The sequence below is a fragment of the Acinetobacter sp. YH12023 genome, assembly GCF_013420135.1.
Lineage (GTDB): Bacteria > Pseudomonadota > Gammaproteobacteria > Pseudomonadales > Moraxellaceae > Acinetobacter > Acinetobacter amyesii.
This window is the reverse complement of the sequence record NZ_VOYU01000009.1, coordinates 20,754-39,335: the sequence shown is the minus strand read 5'-3', so window position 1 is coordinate 39,335 and position 18,582 is coordinate 20,754. Positions and strand designations below refer to the sequence as shown.

Genomic DNA, 18,582 nt, shown 5'->3' with positions numbered 1-18,582 from the left:
AAACCACGACAACTTCATTCAATTTAATATGCAGTTGTCGTGCTTCCTCTCCATTTGGGAGAGGAGTTTGAGGAAAGGGAAATGATTCATCAAAAAAAAGGACATAAACATGATTATTGAAACAACAAAAAAATCTGTTGCACGTTGGCACGAAATGCTTAACACACGGGATATGAATATTTTAAATGAACTCTTGGCAGAGGATGTGGTGTTTCGTTCACCTGTCGCGTTTAACCCATATCCAGGTAAGCCTGTAGTAACTTTTATTTTGACCAATGTGATTCAAATTTTTGAAAATTTTACTTACCACCGTGAGTTTTATAGTGAGGATGGCCTCAATGTTGTACTTGAGTTTTCTGCCAATGTTGGCGAGAAAAAGTTAAAAGGGATCGACATGATTCAGTTTAATGAACAAGGTCAGATGATTGATTTTGAAGTCATGCTTCGTCCAAAAAGTGGCTTGGAAACATTGGCGGCGAAAATGGGTGAGCGCATTATGCAATATCAGCCTTAACTCTGCTGATTTTTAAATGCTCATCACAGAATGATAAAAAGCATGATGGGGATTGTCATGCTTTTTGCTTATGAGGCTTAAGCAAACAAATATTGCTAGCTAGATATAGTTTTGTAGATACATTTTTTTAATGGGCATTGTTAGTCAAAGTGAAAAGATTGAAATGATTTGCTGTGGTGCGAAGCGAGGTGAAGGTAAGGTCAATGAATAATGTGATTCATAAAGGGCGTCAGGCTCTTTTAAACTTTGTAGATCATGCAATTGGTGCAGAATTACCACAGCTTTATTATCATCCTGAAGGGCAAATGAAACATGTGCTGCCGAAGTTAAAGCAACTACATGAAAAATATCGCCCTACGCCTTGGCTGTCGAATACCCACGCACATTTACTATATTTTGATGTCATTAAAAAGCGTCAAGTGAAGCTTAAATATGATGCTATAGAGCAGCTGACCATGGCTGATGGTGGAATCACAGCCATTGCATGGTTAGGTTTAGATTTACCTGTGGCTGTGCCAACTGTGGTGCTCATGCATACGATTACGGGAACGCCTGAAAGTATGCGAGAAGTGGTTCGGGATCTTCATCTATATACAGGTTGGCGCATTGCACTGTGTTTAAGACGTGGTCATGCCAATTTACCTATGCCTGTTGCCAAAAAAACTTATTTGGTTCAACCGATGACCTGCGTGAACAGATTGCCTTTATTCAGCAGAAATTTCCCGAATCGAATTTATTTGGCGTCGGTTCATCTGCAGGAACGGGGTTATTGGTCCGCTATTTAGGCGAACAAGGTGAGGAAACACCACTTAAAGCGGCTTTTGCTTTATGTCCGGGCTATGACACCGAGCTTGGCTTTAAAAATGTACATCCTTTTTACAGTAAAATGATGACCAAGAAGCTCTTTCAGAAATTTGTAGAACCCTATTCTGCAACATGGTCAACGACTCCATCTATAATTGAAGTCCTAAAAAGTAAAGATCTGGCGCAGTTTGAACGTACATATTTTCAAATGGCGGGTTTTACTGATTATGAAAGTTATGCCAAATCCACCAACCCAATTTATGTATTTGAAAATCTTAAAATTCCTTTGATGATTTTAAATGCCGAAGACGATCCTATTTGCCACATTCAAAACTTTGAGCCCTATAAAGAATTAATCTGTTCTTTGCCGAATGTTGTGGTGGTAACCACCAAAAAAGGCAGTCACTGTGGTTATTATGAAGGTTTAGTAGAAACCCATTCATGGGCAACCAAATTAATGGCAGATTTTTTAAAGTTATATGCGAACTAGAATATAGCCTACTTTTAGTAGGCTATATTTTGTGAAGTTATTCAGCTTGTACGCAACATGTAGTTGTTTGAGGTTTAAGCTTCATCTGTATCAATACTAAAATCAACGCTATAGCGCTCAGTGTAGCGCCTGCATACGATACTGCTGCATAGCTTAGGTTAAGATTTAGCACTGCGGCACCTGCAACAGCGCCCAAAGCATTTCCAAGATTAAATGCACCAATATTCACTGAAGAAGCGAGGCCTGGTGCATCGTGAGCTACTGTCATAACACGCATTTGTAAAGGTGGTACGACGGCAAAGGCTGCTGCTCCCCAGATGATTAATGCAATCGCTGCGCCAATGGTGGTGGTTGCTAAAATTGGAAATAACAGCATCATCAGCATCAGTAAGACTAAAAAGCCAATCAAGGTCTTATCTAAGGATTGATCGGCAAACTTACCACCGAAATGGTTACCAATTGAAAATCCGATCCCGATTAAAACCAACATGAAAGTGATAAGTTCAGGGCTTGCATGAGTAAAGACTTTTAAACTTGGTGCGATATAGGTATAGAGCGCGAACATAGCTCCAGCACTCATTACCGTGGTGAGCAGTGCTAAAACAACAGGCATGCGTGTTAATACTTTTAACTCTGCTCGTACATCAGGTTTTTCGGTCTGTTGCTGATGAGGTAGTGCTTTCCATAATGTCAACATGGTGATGATGCCAAGTAAGGTGATGGCCGCAAAAGACATACGCCAACCGATATTTTGCCCCACCCACGTTGCGAGTGGCACGCCGCCAATATTGGCAATGGTCAAGCCCATAAACATCATAGCAACGGCACTGGCTTGTTTATCTTTAGGTACGACACTCGCAGCAACAACAGAACCTAAGCCAAAAAATGCACCATGATTTAAGCTAGTCACCAAACGTGCAGCCATTAAACCGAGATAATTGGGTGCAATCGTTGCCAAAATATTACCGATGGTAAAGATTGCCATTAGTAAAATAAGGGCAGTACGTTTTGGAAAACGTGCTAACCATAAGGTCATTAGTGGGGCACCAATCATGACGCCAACGGCATAGGCACTAATCAGTAAGCCCGCTTGAGGAATAGATACCGATAAATCTGCTGCGATTTCAGGCAAAAAACCCATCGGTGAAAATTCTGTTGTGCCAATTGCAAAAGCACCTACGGCTAATGCAATTAATGGAAAATTGAATTTCATATTAAATATCCCAAACTGGAGCAAGTTCAGGTGGGTTCACTTCACGCGCATTTCTGTCGAGTGTGGCAATGGCCTGCATCTGTTCAGGTGTTAAGTGAATGTCTTGAGCTTTTAAATTACTGATTAAATGTTCACGTTGGGTTGAAGATGGAATTACGGCATAACCTTTTTGTAATGCCCATGCGAGTGCAATTTGGGCTGAAGTGACTTGGTGTTCGGCTGCAATGTTTAACAGCGTTGGGTCTTGCAAAACTTTGCCATAAGCCAAGGTCATATAAGAGGTGACATCAATATTTTGCTGTTTTAAGTAAGTCGCAAGTCGTTCATTTTGAAGATAAGGACTCAGTTCAATTTGACTGGTTGCAATATTTTCCAGCCCGATGTGATCAATGGCTTGTTGAGTGAGCTCAATATTAAAATTAGATACACCAATATGTTCAGTCAAACCTTGTTTTTTTGCCTCAAGTAAATGTCCCATTAATTCTGGAATATTGACTCCAAGTGCAGGTGCAGGCCAATGAATAAGTGTGAGGTTAACTGCATCCGTCCTTAATTTAATTAAGCTGTCTTTTAGACTGGGTATCAGTTTGTCGGCAGCATAATTTTCAGTCCAAATTTTCGTGGTTAAGAAAATATCAGCTCGATTGACCTGACTTTCGTGGATTGCTTGGCCTACTTCTGCTTCATTACCGTAAATTTGTGCGGTGTCTACAGCACGATATCCAAGCTCTAAGGCTGTTTTAATTGAGTGAATGACAGTATCACTTGTCAAACGGAAGGTACCGACACCAAATTGGGGAACAATCATCAGGAATTCTCTTTTTTGAATTGATGCTATTGTGCTGCTAACTTTAATGAAGAAAAATGCATGAATTTGGAATATATTATTGATTAAAAATCACGAATTCGAATAAGCAATGAAATCGACCATTGAGGAACTGCAGGCTTTTACTGTCATTGTAGATAGCGGCTCTATTATTAAAGCAGCAGAAAGACTTGATCAAACAGCATCTGGTGTCAGCCGCGCATTACAGCGTCTGGAATCTAAATTAAATGTAACCTTGTTGGAACGAACTACCCGCAAAATTAAGCTGACGCAAGAGGGGCAATTGTTTTTAGCAAAAACACGGCGGATATTGAATGATTTGAGCGAAGCGGAAGATTCCCTTCTGAAATTAGATGCAGATACATCGGGTTTGGTGCGAGTCGATTCTGCGATTTCTTTTATTCTGCATATGATTGTTCCCTTGATTCCAGAATTTAATGCGCGTTATCCACATATACAGATTGAATTAGTAAATCATGATCAAGTGATTGACTTATTAGAGCATAAAGCTGATGTCGCAATTCGCTTTGGAGAATTAAACGATTCAAGTTTGCATGCAAAACTTATCTATAAGAGTCGATTGTGTTTGGTGGCGAGTCCTGAATACCTTCAGCAGCATGGACGTCCGCAAAATGCTGAAGAGCTAACCGCACATGCTTTACTTGGATTTAGTCAAATTACCCATATGAATACTTGGCCGATCCAAGTCGCAGGGAAGCCCCTGACGATCCGCCCCAACATCAAGGCGTCAAATGGTGAAACCATTCGTGAGCTTGCGATTCATGGGATGGGCATCGCTTGTCTTTCGATTTTTATGTTAGAAAAAGATATTGCAGAAGGGCGATTGGTACAACTTTTAGACGATCAAATTGAGCCACATGAACAGCTTATTCATGCTGTCTATTATCAACAAGAGCATTTACCGAAACGTGTTCGTTTATTTATTGAATATTTAGCTGAAAAATTACAAGAATAGATGTGAGAAAAAAACAGAGCATTGTTGGGTACAGATTTTTATTTACATAGAAACAATAAAAAACCCGACAATTGCCGGGTTTTTTTGATCATTTGTTTGATAAAACTTCGATCTTAGTTCTCTAAAGCTGGTGTTGCAGCAGCAATGGCAGCAGCCACGGCGTCATCTTCAGACTGAGCAGAACCTGAGTTTTGTTTAGGTTGAGCAGCTTGTGCAGGTTTTTCTGCAGCTTTAGGCACTTCTGCTTTTGGAGCAGGAGCTTCTGCAGGAGGAGTAGGTTCACGACGAATTTCAGTTGTTGTATTCGGTGTCTCTTCACGAATCACTTCAACTTGCTGTTGAGTCGGTTCTTCAACAACTGGTTGTTCTTCAACTGGTTCTAATTGTGTAGGTACAGATACTGTTGGTTCAGATGCTGCAACTTCAACCTGTTCCTGTTCTTCTTCTTTTGGTGCTTCTTTTTTTACACATGCTGTAAGAAGTAGACCTGTTGCGATTGCACCGCAGATTAAAAGTTTCTTATTCATAATTACACAAAACAAAAAAAGTGTGGATTGGATAAATGCATTATAACAGCAAATAAGAATATAGAAATGATAAGAACTTACTCTAAATTTTTATGATAATTGCTGTTACAATAGCCAATTGTTAATTGTTCTATGAATTGATGCGGAATGACTTTGCTTTCTTGGTACAGAGTAAAGTAAAATCGCACAACATTGTAGGCCAATTTAGGCTCCATTGTACGAGAAACTTAATGACCCATTTTATTTTCGTTACTGGTGGTGTTGTATCATCACTAGGTAAAGGTATTTCAGCTGCATCAGTGGCTGCGCTTTTAGAAGCCCGTGGTTTAAAAGTAACCATGGTAAAAATGGATCCATACATTAATGTCGATCCAGGGACTATGAGTCCATTCCAACACGGTGAAGTTTTTGTCACAGAGGATGGTGCTGAAACTGACTTAGACTTGGGTTATTACGAACGTTTCTTGCGTCGTGCGAAAATGACCAAACTGAACAACTTTACTTCAGGACGAGTGTACCAAGATGTCTTGAATAAAGAACGTCGTGGTGACTACCTCGGTGGTACAGTTCAAGTTATTCCACATATTACTGACAATATTAAAGAACGTGTTCTTCGCGCAGGTGAAGGCTATGACGTTGCGATCGTTGAGATCGGCGGTACAGTAGGTGACATTGAATCTCTCCCATTCATGGAATCTGTACGTCAACTTATGGTCGAACTAGGTCATAAGCGCACAATGTTAATGCACTTAACTTTACTCCCATACATTAAGTCAGCTGCTGAATTAAAAACTAAACCAACTCAACACTCTGTAAAAGAGCTTTTGTCGATTGGTATTCAACCAGACATCCTGATCTGCCGTACAGAGCATGATGTTGATGCTGACACTACACGTAAAATTGCGTTATTTACGAACGTTGAAGCACGTGCAGTTGTGGTATGTAAAGATGCGCGTTCTATTTACCAAATTCCACGTACTTTCTATGAACAAAACGTTGATGATTTAATCTGTGAACGTTTTGGCTATAACGATCTTCCTGAAGCTGATTTAACAGATTGGGATAATGTTGTAGATGCATTACTTAACCCTGAATACACAGTTCGTGTAGCGATGGTTGGTAAATACGTTGAACTTCCAGATGCATACAAATCTGTAAACGAAGCACTTTTACATGCGGGTATTCAAAACCGTGTGAAAGTTCAAATCGACTACGTCAATGCAGAAGAACTTGAAAGCCAAGATGTAAACGACGTATTAAAAGACGCGGATGCAATCTTAGTGCCGGGTGGTTTCGGTGAACGTGGTACAGAAGGCAAAATGAAAGCGATTCGTTTTGCACGTGAAAACGGTGTGCCATTCCTTGGTATCTGTTTAGGTATGCAGTTGGCTGTGATCGAATATGCGCGCAACGTTGCGGGTATTAGCGATGCAACTTCAACTGAATTTAACCGTTCTACAAAATCACCATTGATTGGTTTAATCACTGAATGGTTAGATGAGCGCGGTGAAGTTCAACAACGTAATGCAGATTCTGACTTAGGCGGCACAATGCGTCTGGGTGCTCAAAAATCTGAATTGGTTGCAGGTACAAAAACTGCACAAGTTTACGGTTCTGAAGAGATCGTTGAACGTCATCGTCACCGTTATGAAATGAACAACCGTTATATCCCAATGCTTGAAGAAAAAGGCATGAAGATTTCAGGTTATTCTCCAGTACAGCGTCTTGTTGAAACTGTTGAAATTCCTGAACATCCTTGGTTTATTGCTGTACAATTCCATCCGGAATTTACAAGTTCACCACGTGATGGACACCCATTATTCGCAAGCTTTATTGATGCTGCTAAAAAGCAGTACCAAAAAGCGAAATAATGTGTTTTTGACTAAACCAGGAAGAGTTTAAATGTCACAATTAAAACCACAGGAAATTGTACGTTTAGGCGATATACAAATGGCAAATCATTTGCCATTTGTACTATTCGGCGGCATGAACGTACTTGAGTCAAAAGACCTTGCTTTTGAAATTGCTGAAACATATGTGGATATCTGCAAACGCTTGGATATTCCGTATGTGTTTAAAGCAAGTTTTGATAAAGCCAATCGTTCAAGCTTGAACTCTTTCCGTGGCCCAGGCCTGGAAAAAGGAATCGAGTGGTTAGCTGACATTAAAAAACACTTTAATGTGCCGATTATTACTGACGTACATGAACCATACCAAGCTGCGCCTGTTGCTGAAGTTGCGGATATTATCCAACTTCCTGCATTTTTAAGCCGTCAGACTGACCTTGTTGAAGCGATGGCGAAAACTGATGCCATCATCAACATTAAAAAAGCACAGTTCCTTGCGCCACACGAAATGCGTCATATTTTGCATAAGTGTTTGGAAGCAGGAAATGACAAACTGATTCTTTGTGAACGTGGTTCAGCATTTGGTTACAACAATTTAGTTGTAGACATGTTGGGCTTTGACATCATGAAAGAAATGAATGTCCCTGTGTTCTTTGATGTTACGCATGCGCTTCAAACGCCGGGTGGTCGTGCGGATTCTGCAGGTGGTCGTCGTGCGCAAATCACGACACTGGCACGTGCAGGTATGGCGACTGGTTTAGCAGGTTTGTTCTTAGAAGCTCATCCGGATCCAGAAAATGCCAAATGTGACGGTCCATGTGCGCTACGCATGTCACAGTTGGAGCCTTTCTTGGCACAGTTAAAAGAGCTCGATACCTTAGTTAAAGGTTTCGCAAAGTTAGACACACACTAATTCGATACACATTGATGCGTCACTTTTGACGCATCATTTTTATTAATCAACTGAGGAATTGTTCATGAGCCAAATCGTTGACATTCGTGCACGTGAAATTTTGGACTCTCGTGGTAACCCTACCATCGAAGCAGACGTAATCTTAGCCTCTGGCGTTGTAGGCCGTGCATGTGCACCATCTGGTGCTTCAACTGGTTCTCGTGAAGCTTTAGAACTACGTGACGGCGACAAAGCTCGTTACTTAGGTAAAGGCGTTAAAACTGCGGTTAACAACGTTAACACAGTAATTCGTGATGCATTGTTGGGTAAATCAGTATTCGAACAAAAAGACATTGACAACACAATGATCGCGCTTGACGGTACTGAAAACAAAGAAAAATTAGGTGCGAATGCAACTTTAGCGGTATCGCTAGCTGCTGCGCGCGCTGCTGCTGATGAAAAGAAAATTCCACTTTTCCAATACATCGCAGACCTTCGTAATAACAGCATTTTGACTATGCCTGTTCCAATGATGAACATCCTAAATGGTGGTTCACATGCAGACAACAACGTAGACATTCAAGAATTTATGATTGAGCCAGTTGGCTTCACTTCATTCTCTGAAGCTTTACGCGCTGGTGCTGAAATTTTCCATTCTTTAAAATCAGTTTTAAAGAAACAAGGTCTAAATACTGCAGTTGGTGATGAAGGTGGTTTTGCACCGAACCTTCGTTCTAACGAAGAAGCAATCACAGTAATTCTTGAAGCAATTGAAAAAACTGGCTACAAAGCAGGTTCTGACATTATGCTTGCGCTTGACTGTGCATCTTCAGAATTCTACAAAGATGGTCAATACATCCTTGCAGGTGAAGGCAATAAAGCATTTACAAGCAACCAATTTGCTGACTACCTTGCTGGTTTTGTGAAACAATACCCAATCATCTCAATTGAAGATGGTTTAGACGAGTCTGATTGGGAAGGTTGGTCTTACCTCACTTCAATCCTTGGCGACAAAATCCAATTGGTTGGTGATGACCTATTCGTGACGAATCCTAAGATTCTTCAACGTGGTATCAACGAAAAAGTGGGTAACTCGATTCTGATCAAGTACAACCAAATCGGTACATTGACTGAAACTCTAGATGCAATCTACCTTGCAAAAGCAAATGGTTACTCTACTGTTATTTCACACCGTTCTGGTGAAACTGAAGATTCAACTATTGCGGATCTTGCAGTGGGTACAGCAGCGGGTCAAATCAAAACTGGTTCACTTTGCCGTTCTGACCGTGTAGCGAAATATAACCAATTACTTCGTATTGAAGAATTGACTAATGCTGCATATCGCGGTAAAGCTGAGTTCAAAGGTTTGAACTAAGCAGATCATGCTATCTATGTTAAATGTATTTGACTCCAAAGCGAGTAAAGCATTGTTGGGCCTTGCGATCTTTTTGATCGCAGGGTTTCAATATTTATACTGGTTCGGTGAAGGTGGTTATCATCAACATCAACAACTGAGTCAGAAAATACAACAACAAGTCGAACTCAATGACGAATTAAAAGAACGAAATCGCGTGCTTGCCGCTGAAGTATACGATTTAAAAAATGGCGTTGAAGCTATTGAAGAGCATGCTCGTCTAGATTTAGGTTTAATTAAACCGCATGAGACTTTCGTGCAGATGAGTACGATCAGTACTCAGTACAAACCAATTTATATTGATCCAAACGCAAAAGTAGACCTACGTACCAATGAGTCAGAACCAGCCGAACTTCCACCCGAACCTTAAATTGTGGGCTATTATTCCTGCTGCTGGTTCAGGAAGTCGATTTTCTAAAACTGAACTAAAACAATATCAAAACATTGCGGGTCTAACTGTGCTTGAACATACAGTTGCACGTCTCAACCAATTGCCGTTGACGGGTTATGTATTGGCTATAGGTGAGCAAGATAATGTTGCTCAGACCTTGGCACTCACTAATCAAGAGAAGGCTCATTTTTGTTTAGGCGGTGCAGAGCGTGTGCATTCTGTACTCAATGCATTGCAATATCTATCTAGGATTGCCAATGATGATGATTGGGTATTTGTTCATGATGCAGCACGACCATGTGTCTCGCAGTTGAGTCTAGAAGATTTAGTTCAATCGGCAGTCGATTCGGAGCAAAGTGCGATTCTCGCAATTCCCGTACGCGATACCTTAAAACGAGTTGAAACGGCACCACTTATATCAACAACGGTAGATCGTTCAACTTTATGGCAAGCGCAGACACCACAAATTGCCAAATTGGGTGTACTTAAAAATGCCATTGAACAAGCGCTTGCCGCTGGTGCGACCATCACAGATGAAGCAAGTGCCTTAGAATTTGTCGGTGAGCAAGTTAATGTCGTGCAAGGTCGTTCGGACAATATTAAAATTACCTATCCTGATGACTTGGAATTGGCACGTTTAATTTTAGCGTCTCAAGTTAATAGATGATTATTTCAAGGAATATTTAAGGGACAGTGATTTTTACTGTCGCTTTAATCTATAATTCCCGCATCCTTTTTAGATCTGTTTCGCAATGATCCCTTCTCAACAGTATCGTTTTTTACGTCAGTCATTACGCGATGGCCGCAGTATAAAACACGATTCTTCTCGATGGGCTAAACTTCATTTAGACCCGTGGTTACTTTGCTTCTTGGTACTCAATGCAATATTGGGGCTGATGGTTGTCTATAGTGCGACCGCGGAAGATTCGGGAATGGTACTACGTCAAGCCACAAGTTTTGGTGTGGGCTTTATTGTGATGCTGATCTGCGCGCAAATTCCACCCAAAGTTTACCAATCTATGAGTCCGTACTTATATGCCATCGGTATATTTTTACTGTTGTTGGTTTTGGTCATTGGTGAAAAAAGGATGGGGGCGAAACGCTGGATTAGCTTGCCGGGTATCGGCAGTATGCAGCCGAGTGAGTTTATGAAATTTGCCATGCCACTGATGATGGCTTGGTATTTTGCGCGAAAACCATTTCCACCGAAATTTTTACAAATCGTCGGGGCATTAATTTTATTATTGATTCCATTTGCATTGGTCGCTTTACAGCCCGACTTGAATATTGGTTTGATTATTCCGGGTATTTTTGTTTTATTTTTAAGTGGTATGTCTTGGCGTTTAATTGCAGGTGCTTTAACCGCCTTTGCAATTGCAGCACCTGTACTTTGGATGTTTTTTTTACAGGAATATCAGAAAAAACGTGTACTGACGTTATTTGACCCTGAATCTGACGCGCTTGGTGCAGGTTGGAATATTATTCAATCTAAAATTGCCATTGGATCAGGTGGTTTAATGGGTAAGGGTTATACCGAAGGGACGCAGTCGCACTTGGGTTATCTACCAGAGCATCATACTGACTTTATTATGTCGACCTATGCAGAAGAATTTGGCTTTATTGGTGTATTTCTTTTATTTAGTTTATTTACAGCAATTATTGTTCGCTGTTTGATTATTGGACTAAATTGCTTCCATAATTTTGGACGACTCTATGCAGGAGCGATAGGATTAACTTTCTTCTTTTTTGTATTTTTAAACTCGGGTATGGTTAGTGGGATTTTACCTGTAACAGGTGATCCACTACCGTTGATGAGTTATGGTGGTACAGCTGTAATTGCGATGCTCGCAGGGATGGGGATTGTGATGTCGATTCATACGCATCGTTAAATTTTAAAGCTGGAATTAATCCGGCTTTTTTTATATTTTAAATTTTGGCATTTAAAAAATGGAAGCTGATGTTGATAGATATTTTTCGTGATTCTGAATCGATGTTGGATGAGCTATATAACGAGTTAAATCATTCAGCATTTATTGGTGGCGTGCAGCGACTTGATTTAGTCTATGAATGTTGTGAATTATCCATGGAGCATGGTGAAGCCATTTTACAACTTTTAGAATCACGCCAAGATATATCTGCACTCGCATTATTTCGAATTCAATTGGAAGCTGTGGTGAGGGCATATTGGTTACTAATGGTCGCCTCTAATATAGAAATTCAGAAATTTGAAATTCAACGAGAAGAAGAGTTGCTTCAGAATGTGAAAATTCCTACCGCAGCTGAAATGATTACAAAGTTAGAAAATGTTGTAGAAATTAAGCATATTGTTGAAATGTTTAAAGAGTTTAAGTTCTATTCGTTAAAGCATTTGCATTCGATTGTGCATACTGGTCGAAACTCATTAATTCAGCGAAAAGCTGGGTTGGCGGATGCTCAGCGCATAATAATAGTAAAGCAAGTCAATGGATTTATTGTGATGGCAGCTCAAATTTTACTAAGACATGCAGCTAAAGAAAAATATATTCATCATATCCATGAAAAATTTAGAGACTGTTTTCAAATGCAAGACGATATTACAGCAGAAAAAAAGCCGAAATTGATCGCAAATATAATAAAGCCCTCAAATGAGGGCTTTATTTAGATATTAATTAATGTAGGAACCATGTGTAGTAGCCCCACAACATGAGTGGCCAAGCGAGGAAGGGGCTAAAAAGCCATTTCCAGAACCAATGGTGTGGTGTAAAACCCACACCATGCACAAAACCACCTGAAATACCTATCATGATGAACATCAGCGCTCGATGGCTATATCCACCATTGTCATCCAGCATGGCAGCAGGATGTACAAGTAACACGGCTGCCAAAGGAAAAGCTAACAGGCAGGAAATGACCATTGCAAATTTATTTGGCTTCTTTTCTACAAGTGATTTTTCTACAGCAGCATCAGTCATTTGTTATTCCTCATCTAGATCTTGATGATGTTCGATGTAAAGCGCACTAAGTACACCTGCAAAACATGCCATCAAAATACCGAGAATCCAAGCAAAATACCACATCGTCTTTTCTCCTTAGACACAGCCTTAGTATAGGCTGTGTGAATTCTCTTCAATATGTTTGTTTGTGACCACACCCCACATCTTGTAGTAACACCAAGTTGTGTAGCACAGGATAATTGGGACAAAAATACACGCGGCAACTGTCATCACAGTCAGGGTATTTTTACTTGATACCGCATCCCACATAGTCAAGCTTACAGTTGGGTTGATGCTCGATGGCATAAGGAAAGGGAACAATGCAAAACCAGCGGTTAAGATTGCACCAATGACTGCCAAGCTTGAACCAAGGAAGCTAAAACCTGCTTTACCTTTACCTGCGGCAAGGATAATGATCAAAGCACCTAAAATTGCCATGATTGGCGCAATCATAGTAATAGGATAAATACTATAATTGTTCATCCAACCTGGATTGGCATTGGTGATCACTTCTTTAGCCAATGGGTTAGCAACGCCATTAGTGTCAAACGGTTGAGCTAACGTGTAGCCTTGGATATTACCGAAGTATAACCATGCGCCTGCAAGTAAGAAGCAAACCAAGAATACGATACCCATAAGCTGAGTCGCTTTTGCAGAGCGTGCACGTAGGTCGCCGTCTGTACGAAGCATGAGCCATGCACCACCATGAGCGCAAAGCATAGATAAACTCACGATACCGCAAACTAAAGCAAATGGGTTAAGCAGTGCAAAGAAGCTACCTGTATAAGTTGAGCGAACAGTTTCGTCCATAGTGAATGGAACACCAAGGAACATATTACCAAATGCAACACCAAATACGAGGGCAGGAACGGCACCACCAATTGCTAAACCCCAGTCCCAAGAATTACGCCACTTGGTATTTTCGAGTTTAGAACGGTAGTCAAAACCGACTGGACGTAAGAAAAGGGCGAAGAGTACCAGTAACAGTGCCCAGTACATGCCTGAGAATGCAGTCGCATATACCATTGGCCATGCTGCAAACAGCGCACCACCGGCAGTAATAAACCAAACTTGGTTACCGTCCCAGTGTGGGGCAATCGTATTGATTGCCGCACGACGTTCTTCGTCTTTTTTACCTACGAATGGCATGATCGCCATTGAGCCCATATCGAAGCCATCGGTGAGGGCGAAGCCGATCAGTAGGACACCGACTAAAACCCACCAAATGATTTTGAGTAATTCATATTCGATCATGCTTGAGCCTCCTCATTTGCCTTTTTTGCAGCTTCAAGTTTCTCGAAGTGGTATTTACCAGTATGTAGAGAACTTGGGCCAAGGCGTGAGAATTTAATCATTAAGTACATTTCAATGATCAGCAGTACAGTGTAGAACGCTGCTAATGCAAGGATAGAACCCCATACATCACCTGTACTTAAGCTAGAAGCTGAAAGGTGTGTAGGTAGGACTTCACCAATGGTCCATGGTTGACGACCAACTTCGGCAACATACCAACCTGTTTGTGCAGCAATCCAAGGGAGTGGAAGTGCAAACAAGGCAAACTTTAATAACCAAGGTTTGTTTTCTGCATTACGTTTACCGACAGCAAAGGTAGCCAGTACGAACAGAAGGAGCATTAAGAAGCCAGAAGCAACCATTGCACGGAATGCCCAGAACAAGCTTGGAACATGTGGAATAGTGTCTTTTGCAGCAGCTTTGATTTGTTCGTCAGAAGCATCGACCACTTTGTCTGTGTATTTTTTCAGAAGCAAACCATAGCCCAAGTCTTTTTGAGACTCAGCAAATGCTGCTTTAAGTTCAGGAGACGTATCGCCTGCACGAAGTTGTTCTAACTGTGAGTAAGCCACCATACCGTTACGAATACGCGCTTCGTGTTGTACGATGAGGTCTTTAATACCTGTTACTTCTTTATCAGTTGAACGTGTTGCGATAATCCCCATGACATAAGGAATTTTGATCGCGTAGTCAGTAGACATAGTTTCTTTATTTGGAATACCAAACAAAGTAAATGGCGCTGGAGCTGGGTGAGTGTCCCATTCAGCTTCAATCGCAGCAAGTTTAGTTTTTTGTACGTCACCAATTTCATAACCAGATTCATCACCCAGTAAGATCACTGAAAGTGTAGACGCTAAACCAAAGATTGCAGCGATAGCGAATGAACGACGAGCAAATGGCAAGTCACGCTTTTTCAATAAGTAGTAACTTGAAATGGCTAGTACGAAAATAGCACCAGTCACATAACCTGCAGATACGGTATGTACGAATTTAACCTGAGCTACAGGGTTGAAAATCAGTGCACCGAAGTCCACCATTTCCATACGCATAGTTTCATAGTTAAACGCGGAACCAACAGGATTTTGCATCCAACCATTGGCCACTAAAATCCATAGTGCAGACATGTTCGAGCCAAGTGCAACTAACCAAGTGACTGCCAAATGCTGAACTTTAGATAGGCGATCCCAGCCGAAAAAGAATAAACCAATAAATGTTGATTCAAGGAAGAATGCCATTAGACCTTCAATGGCTAATGGTGCACCGAAAATATCACCGACATAGTGTGAGTAATACGCCCAGTTAGTACCGAACTGAAACTCCATGGTCAAACCAGTAGTAACACCTAATGCGAAGTTAATACCGAAGAGTTTTCCCCAGAATTTAGTCATGTCTTTATAAATTTCTTTGCCAGAAATCACATAGGTGGTTTCCATAATGGCAAGAATAAAAGCCAGACCTAAAGTCAGTGGAACAAAAATAAAGTGATACATCGCGGTCATTGCAAATTGGAACCGCGAAAGATCGACCACGCTTTCAGAAATCATCAACGTGTCTCCTTGATTTGGGAAGGACTGCCAGCAATATGCTCGGCAACTTGATTGTCAAAGTTTTTAGGGATAGTAGGGGCGTCGAACCAGATGTTCTTAATGATCATTAAAATAATCACTTTAATTATTAGTATTGCGGTTATTTCTCTGACCACACGACGATTTAAATCTTTGAATTTTAAGCTCATGGAGATAAGCCTATTCTTTAAACTTGTACTATATTATTAACAAATATATACAAAAAGCAAATAGGTTGAACAGTTAAAATAAAAATATATTATTAAGTAATTTAAATACAATTACTTATAGTGTTTAATAGTTAAAAAATAAACTAATTTTTTTATTTTAAATACTTGACTAAAACACTTGTGTTTTTTTATTTTAAATCCGACTAAAACGCTTATATTTTTATTTTAAATTCTTACTAATTTACTATATTTACTAAAAGTTACATTGTTAATAATGAGAATCCTTATTGAGTGAATAAGATTTGTATTTATTATTTTTAAGTATAGCTAAATAAATTCGTTGTTGATGTGGTGCTATTAAACGATCGTTATACGGATGATATTGAATAGGCGTGTCTAGTTTTTTTATTGTTTTTATAAACCATTGATAAATGATGAACTTAGCTAATTTTGGTCCTGAGACATTACATTTGCGAAAAAAAAGACATACCGGAGTATGTCTTTTGGGGGAGATATTGCAGCTTAGAAGTCGTAACGCAGACCAAGAGAAAGTGCAGTTGCATTTTCATCACCGATCCCTGATATACCGTTACCGAAGCTGCGACCTTCTTTCCAAGGATTCAGCTTAGAGTTTTTGTCGTTAATCACAGTGGCTAAGTTACCGTATACACGTAAAGTGCTGTCTAACTTATGTTCAACGCCAACGCCGATCAAGCTTGCATTTGCGTCATTAGCATCAACATCACGGTAGAAGTATTCACCGCGCACTGATGTTTTTGGCGTAAGTTTGTATTCACCAGCTAAGCCAAATACTTGAGCGTCTGGGTTTGCCGTATCATTATCATGCTTTGCCATTTGGTAAAGCGCACCAAGATTAAATTCTTCAGTCAGTTTATACGCGCCAGCGATACGGAATGCATCACGGCTTGCACCACCTGCTGCGTTTGCAGCATTTTCGTCATATTTTTCATATGCAGCTGCAAAGTCAATTGGGCCTTCTTTATAGGTTAATGCAAGGTCGTATGCTTTGTTATCATCTACGCCTTCACCGTTTGCGTCCTTATCAATTTGTGTACCTGAATGCATTGACATTGCTGCAAGGACATTGAAGCCACCACCAAATTTTGGTGATTTATATTCAATGGTATTTTCATTACGTTCATCAAATTTAAGGTTGCCCACACGTGTTACGTTACGTACATCACCAACCATGTCACCGAAGAAGTTGACAGGGCTACGTGCAACTTTAAATGGGCTGTCAAACCGACCTACACGTGCTTGACCATAAGTAGCGCTTTTTAAACCAACGAATGTGTCACGTGTTGAAAAATCTACGCCTTTAGAATCAGCGCTACCACTTGCAAAGTTAACTTCTTGCTCAATTTGTGCAAATACGTTTAAGTCATCATTAATTTTTTGATCGACTTTGAAACCCAAACGTGAAGCATTCGAAGAAAGGCCAAATTCGTTGTAATCTTTACCATCATCTAGGTAGTCTAGTGAAACATGTGCACGGCCATAAACTTTAACGTCGGCTGCTGCAGCCATTACTGGTGTAAGAATTGTTGCCCCGATTGCTAATGCACATAGAGTTTTTTTCATTTGAAGCTCCATAAGACTTTTTTAGTCATATCAATATGTTTTATCAGTAGCTTGGCTAAAATAATTTGCTATCTAATGGCGCTAAGTATTCATTACAAATAAGACAGTTCGATTAAGGAAATATTTCAAAATGGTGAAAGCTGATTTAAGGATGCTTGGGAAAGGTACATAAATAAAACTTTAATTCTTAATGCTTTATTTGGGCTTGAAGTAAATATTTTTGGCCATTTGAAAAATGAATATAATTTGCAGGCATTAAAAATGGAGCCGAAGCTCCATTGATCATCACTTTAAATTCAATTGAACTTAAAGTGCTGCTTTGATTTTTTCGCCAATGGCTTTGATTTTTTCCATATCGCCCATTTGTGCGGCATGTTTACCTAATTCATGCACTGAAGTCGGAATTAGGTGGAAATGCACATGCGGAACAGTTTGACCCGCAGCAGCGCCAGACAACTGCATCAATACGATACCTTTCACGTCTAAGGCTTTTTCCATTGCTTTCGCAACTTTTTGAGCAACCTGAATGGTATAAGCAGCCGCTTCTGGATCTAAATCAAGCAGCGTAATAGCAGGGGTTTTAGGAATTACGAGCGTATGACCTTCGGCCTGTGGCATGACATCCATAAAAGCGAGTACTTGATCATCTTCATAGACTTTAAACGCAGGAAGTTCTCCACGTAAAATCCGAGCAAAAATATTTTGATCATCATAAGTCATTGCTAAATTCCTTGAGCGAATTGAATCGTAATTATTTACAGTTCAATTCTTTCTGACGATCTTTGATCGCGTCAAGTCGTTGTTGCTCTTTTTCTGAAAATTTAGGCTTAGTTGTGTAGCAATTGTCATTGCCAAACTTCGCTTTAGCATCAGGATCTTTAAAGCAGAAACCTTTCGACGCATAAATCACATCATGGTCATTTTTCAACTTTTGGCATTCTTGCTCAGATGCTAAAACAGCAGTAGAAGCCCCGATTAAAGTTACAGCACCTAGCAAAGTTGCGAGGGTAAATTTGTTCATGCGAGTTTCCTCTGTCATTTGTAACAATGTGTGTTATGACACTAGAGTACAATATGATGGTTATT

General features: G+C 40.2%; 20 protein-coding genes and 1 pseudogene. 10 read left to right on the top strand and 11 right to left on the bottom strand.

Annotated elements, in window-relative coordinates:
• The first annotated feature begins 109 nt into the window (after positions 1-109).
• Both FTT92_RS10905 and FTT92_RS10900 read left to right on the top strand, forming a co-directional pair.
• The gene (locus FTT92_RS10905; RefSeq protein WP_180172119.1) at positions 110-514 is read left to right on the top strand and encodes a nuclear transport factor 2 family protein; all 405 of its coding nucleotides are present in this window, start codon (positions 110-112) and stop codon (positions 512-514) included.
• A gap of 203 nt (positions 515-717) precedes the next feature.
• A pseudogene (locus FTT92_RS10900) lies at positions 718-1,808 on the top strand (YheT family hydrolase).
• Positions 1,809-1,845: 37 nt separating this feature from the next.
• Here the strand turns inward: FTT92_RS10900 and FTT92_RS10895 are convergent.
• The gene (locus tag FTT92_RS10895; RefSeq protein ID WP_180172118.1) at positions 1,846-3,021 is read right to left on the bottom strand and encodes an MFS transporter; all 1,176 of its coding nucleotides are present in this window, start codon (positions 3,019-3,021) and stop codon (positions 1,846-1,848) included.
• A gap of 1 nt (position 3,022) precedes the next feature.
• A complete protein-coding gene (gene dkgB / locus FTT92_RS10890; protein ID WP_180172117.1) occupies positions 3,023-3,829 on the bottom strand; it encodes a 2,5-didehydrogluconate reductase DkgB in 807 nt (268 codons plus the stop codon).
• Positions 3,830-3,938: 109 nt separating this feature from the next.
• Here dkgB and FTT92_RS10885 point away from each other — a divergent pair, with 109 nt between their 5' ends.
• On the top strand, positions 3,939-4,823 hold the full coding sequence (locus FTT92_RS10885) for a LysR family transcriptional regulator (protein WP_180172116.1): 885 nt from the start codon (positions 3,939-3,941) through the stop codon (positions 4,821-4,823).
• 113 nt (positions 4,824-4,936) lie between these two features.
• On the opposite strand, the gene FTT92_RS10880 is transcribed toward FTT92_RS10885, so the two are convergent.
• Positions 4,937-5,350: an internalin gene (locus tag FTT92_RS10880; protein ID WP_180172115.1), complete on the bottom strand. Its 414-nt coding sequence runs from the start codon at positions 5,348-5,350 to the stop codon at positions 4,937-4,939.
• Between the two features lie 230 nt (positions 5,351-5,580).
• Here FTT92_RS10880 and FTT92_RS10875 point away from each other — a divergent pair, with 230 nt between their 5' ends.
• The 7 genes from FTT92_RS10875 to FTT92_RS10845 all read left to right on the top strand — a co-directional run bounded on the left by FTT92_RS10875 (position 5,581) and on the right by FTT92_RS10845 (position 12,535).
• A complete protein-coding gene (locus tag FTT92_RS10875; RefSeq protein WP_180172114.1) occupies positions 5,581-7,221 on the top strand; it encodes a CTP synthase in 1,641 nt (546 codons plus the stop codon).
• Positions 7,222-7,252: 31 nt separating this feature from the next.
• Positions 7,253-8,110 carry a 3-deoxy-8-phosphooctulonate synthase gene (gene kdsA / locus FTT92_RS10870; protein WP_078188522.1) on the top strand — a complete coding sequence of 286 codons (858 nt, stop codon included), beginning with the start codon at positions 7,253-7,255 and terminating at the stop codon, positions 8,108-8,110.
• 64 nt (positions 8,111-8,174) lie between these two features.
• On the top strand, positions 8,175-9,464 hold the full coding sequence (gene eno / locus FTT92_RS10865; protein ID WP_180172113.1) for a phosphopyruvate hydratase: 1,290 nt from the start codon (positions 8,175-8,177) through the stop codon (positions 9,462-9,464).
• 16 nt (positions 9,465-9,480) lie between these two features.
• A complete protein-coding gene (locus tag FTT92_RS10860; RefSeq protein WP_078188520.1) occupies positions 9,481-9,873 on the top strand; it encodes a septum formation initiator family protein in 393 nt (130 codons plus the stop codon).
• Positions 9,836-10,561, top strand: a complete 726-nt coding sequence (ispD, locus tag FTT92_RS10855) for a 2-C-methyl-D-erythritol 4-phosphate cytidylyltransferase (protein ID WP_180172112.1) — start codon at positions 9,836-9,838, stop codon at positions 10,559-10,561. Before FTT92_RS10860 ends, ispD begins: the two co-directional genes overlap by 38 nt.
• An 85-nt stretch (positions 10,562-10,646) precedes the next feature.
• The gene (gene rodA / locus FTT92_RS10850) at positions 10,647-11,783 is read left to right on the top strand and encodes a rod shape-determining protein RodA (RefSeq protein WP_078193916.1); all 1,137 of its coding nucleotides are present in this window, start codon (positions 10,647-10,649) and stop codon (positions 11,781-11,783) included.
• 68 nt (positions 11,784-11,851) lie between these two features.
• Entirely contained in the window at positions 11,852-12,535 is a 684-nt protein-coding gene (locus FTT92_RS10845; protein WP_257231679.1) for a hypothetical protein, read from the top strand.
• Positions 12,536-12,542: 7 nt separating this feature from the next.
• Here the strand turns inward: FTT92_RS10845 and FTT92_RS10840 are convergent, their stop codons facing one another.
• The 8 genes from FTT92_RS10840 to FTT92_RS10805 all read right to left on the bottom strand — a co-directional run bounded on the left by FTT92_RS10840 (position 12,543) and on the right by FTT92_RS10805 (position 18,517).
• The gene (locus FTT92_RS10840) at positions 12,543-12,845 is read right to left on the bottom strand and encodes a cyd operon YbgE family protein (RefSeq protein ID WP_078188516.1); all 303 of its coding nucleotides are present in this window, start codon (positions 12,843-12,845) and stop codon (positions 12,543-12,545) included.
• 3 nt (positions 12,846-12,848) lie between these two features.
• Positions 12,849-12,950, bottom strand: coding sequence for a cytochrome bd-I oxidase subunit CydX (cydX, locus tag FTT92_RS10835; RefSeq protein ID WP_002120988.1), 102 nt, complete (start codon positions 12,948-12,950; stop codon positions 12,849-12,851).
• Between the two features lie 24 nt (positions 12,951-12,974).
• Entirely contained in the window at positions 12,975-14,120 is a 1,146-nt protein-coding gene (gene cydB, locus FTT92_RS10830; RefSeq protein ID WP_078193913.1) for a cytochrome d ubiquinol oxidase subunit II, read from the bottom strand.
• Positions 14,117-15,703 (bottom strand): cytochrome ubiquinol oxidase subunit I, encoded by a 1,587-nt coding sequence (locus tag FTT92_RS10825; protein ID WP_078188514.1) that lies wholly within the window; start codon positions 15,701-15,703, stop codon positions 14,117-14,119. Before FTT92_RS10825 ends, cydB begins: the two co-directional genes overlap by 4 nt.
• Positions 15,703-15,894 (bottom strand): cytochrome oxidase putative small subunit CydP, encoded by a 192-nt coding sequence (gene cydP / locus FTT92_RS10820; RefSeq protein WP_078188513.1) that lies wholly within the window; start codon positions 15,892-15,894, stop codon positions 15,703-15,705. Before cydP ends, FTT92_RS10825 begins: the two co-directional genes overlap by 1 nt.
• A gap of 522 nt (positions 15,895-16,416) precedes the next feature.
• Positions 16,417-17,496, bottom strand: coding sequence for a porin (locus FTT92_RS10815; RefSeq protein WP_180172111.1), 1,080 nt, complete (start codon positions 17,494-17,496; stop codon positions 16,417-16,419).
• A 306-nt stretch (positions 17,497-17,802) separates the two neighbouring features.
• Positions 17,803-18,216, bottom strand: a complete 414-nt coding sequence (locus FTT92_RS10810) for an HIT family protein (RefSeq protein ID WP_078188511.1) — start codon at positions 18,214-18,216, stop codon at positions 17,803-17,805.
• A 31-nt stretch (positions 18,217-18,247) separates the two neighbouring features.
• A complete protein-coding gene (locus FTT92_RS10805; protein WP_078188510.1) occupies positions 18,248-18,517 on the bottom strand; it encodes a YARHG domain-containing protein in 270 nt (89 codons plus the stop codon).
• Between the last annotated feature and the right edge of the window lie 65 nt (positions 18,518-18,582).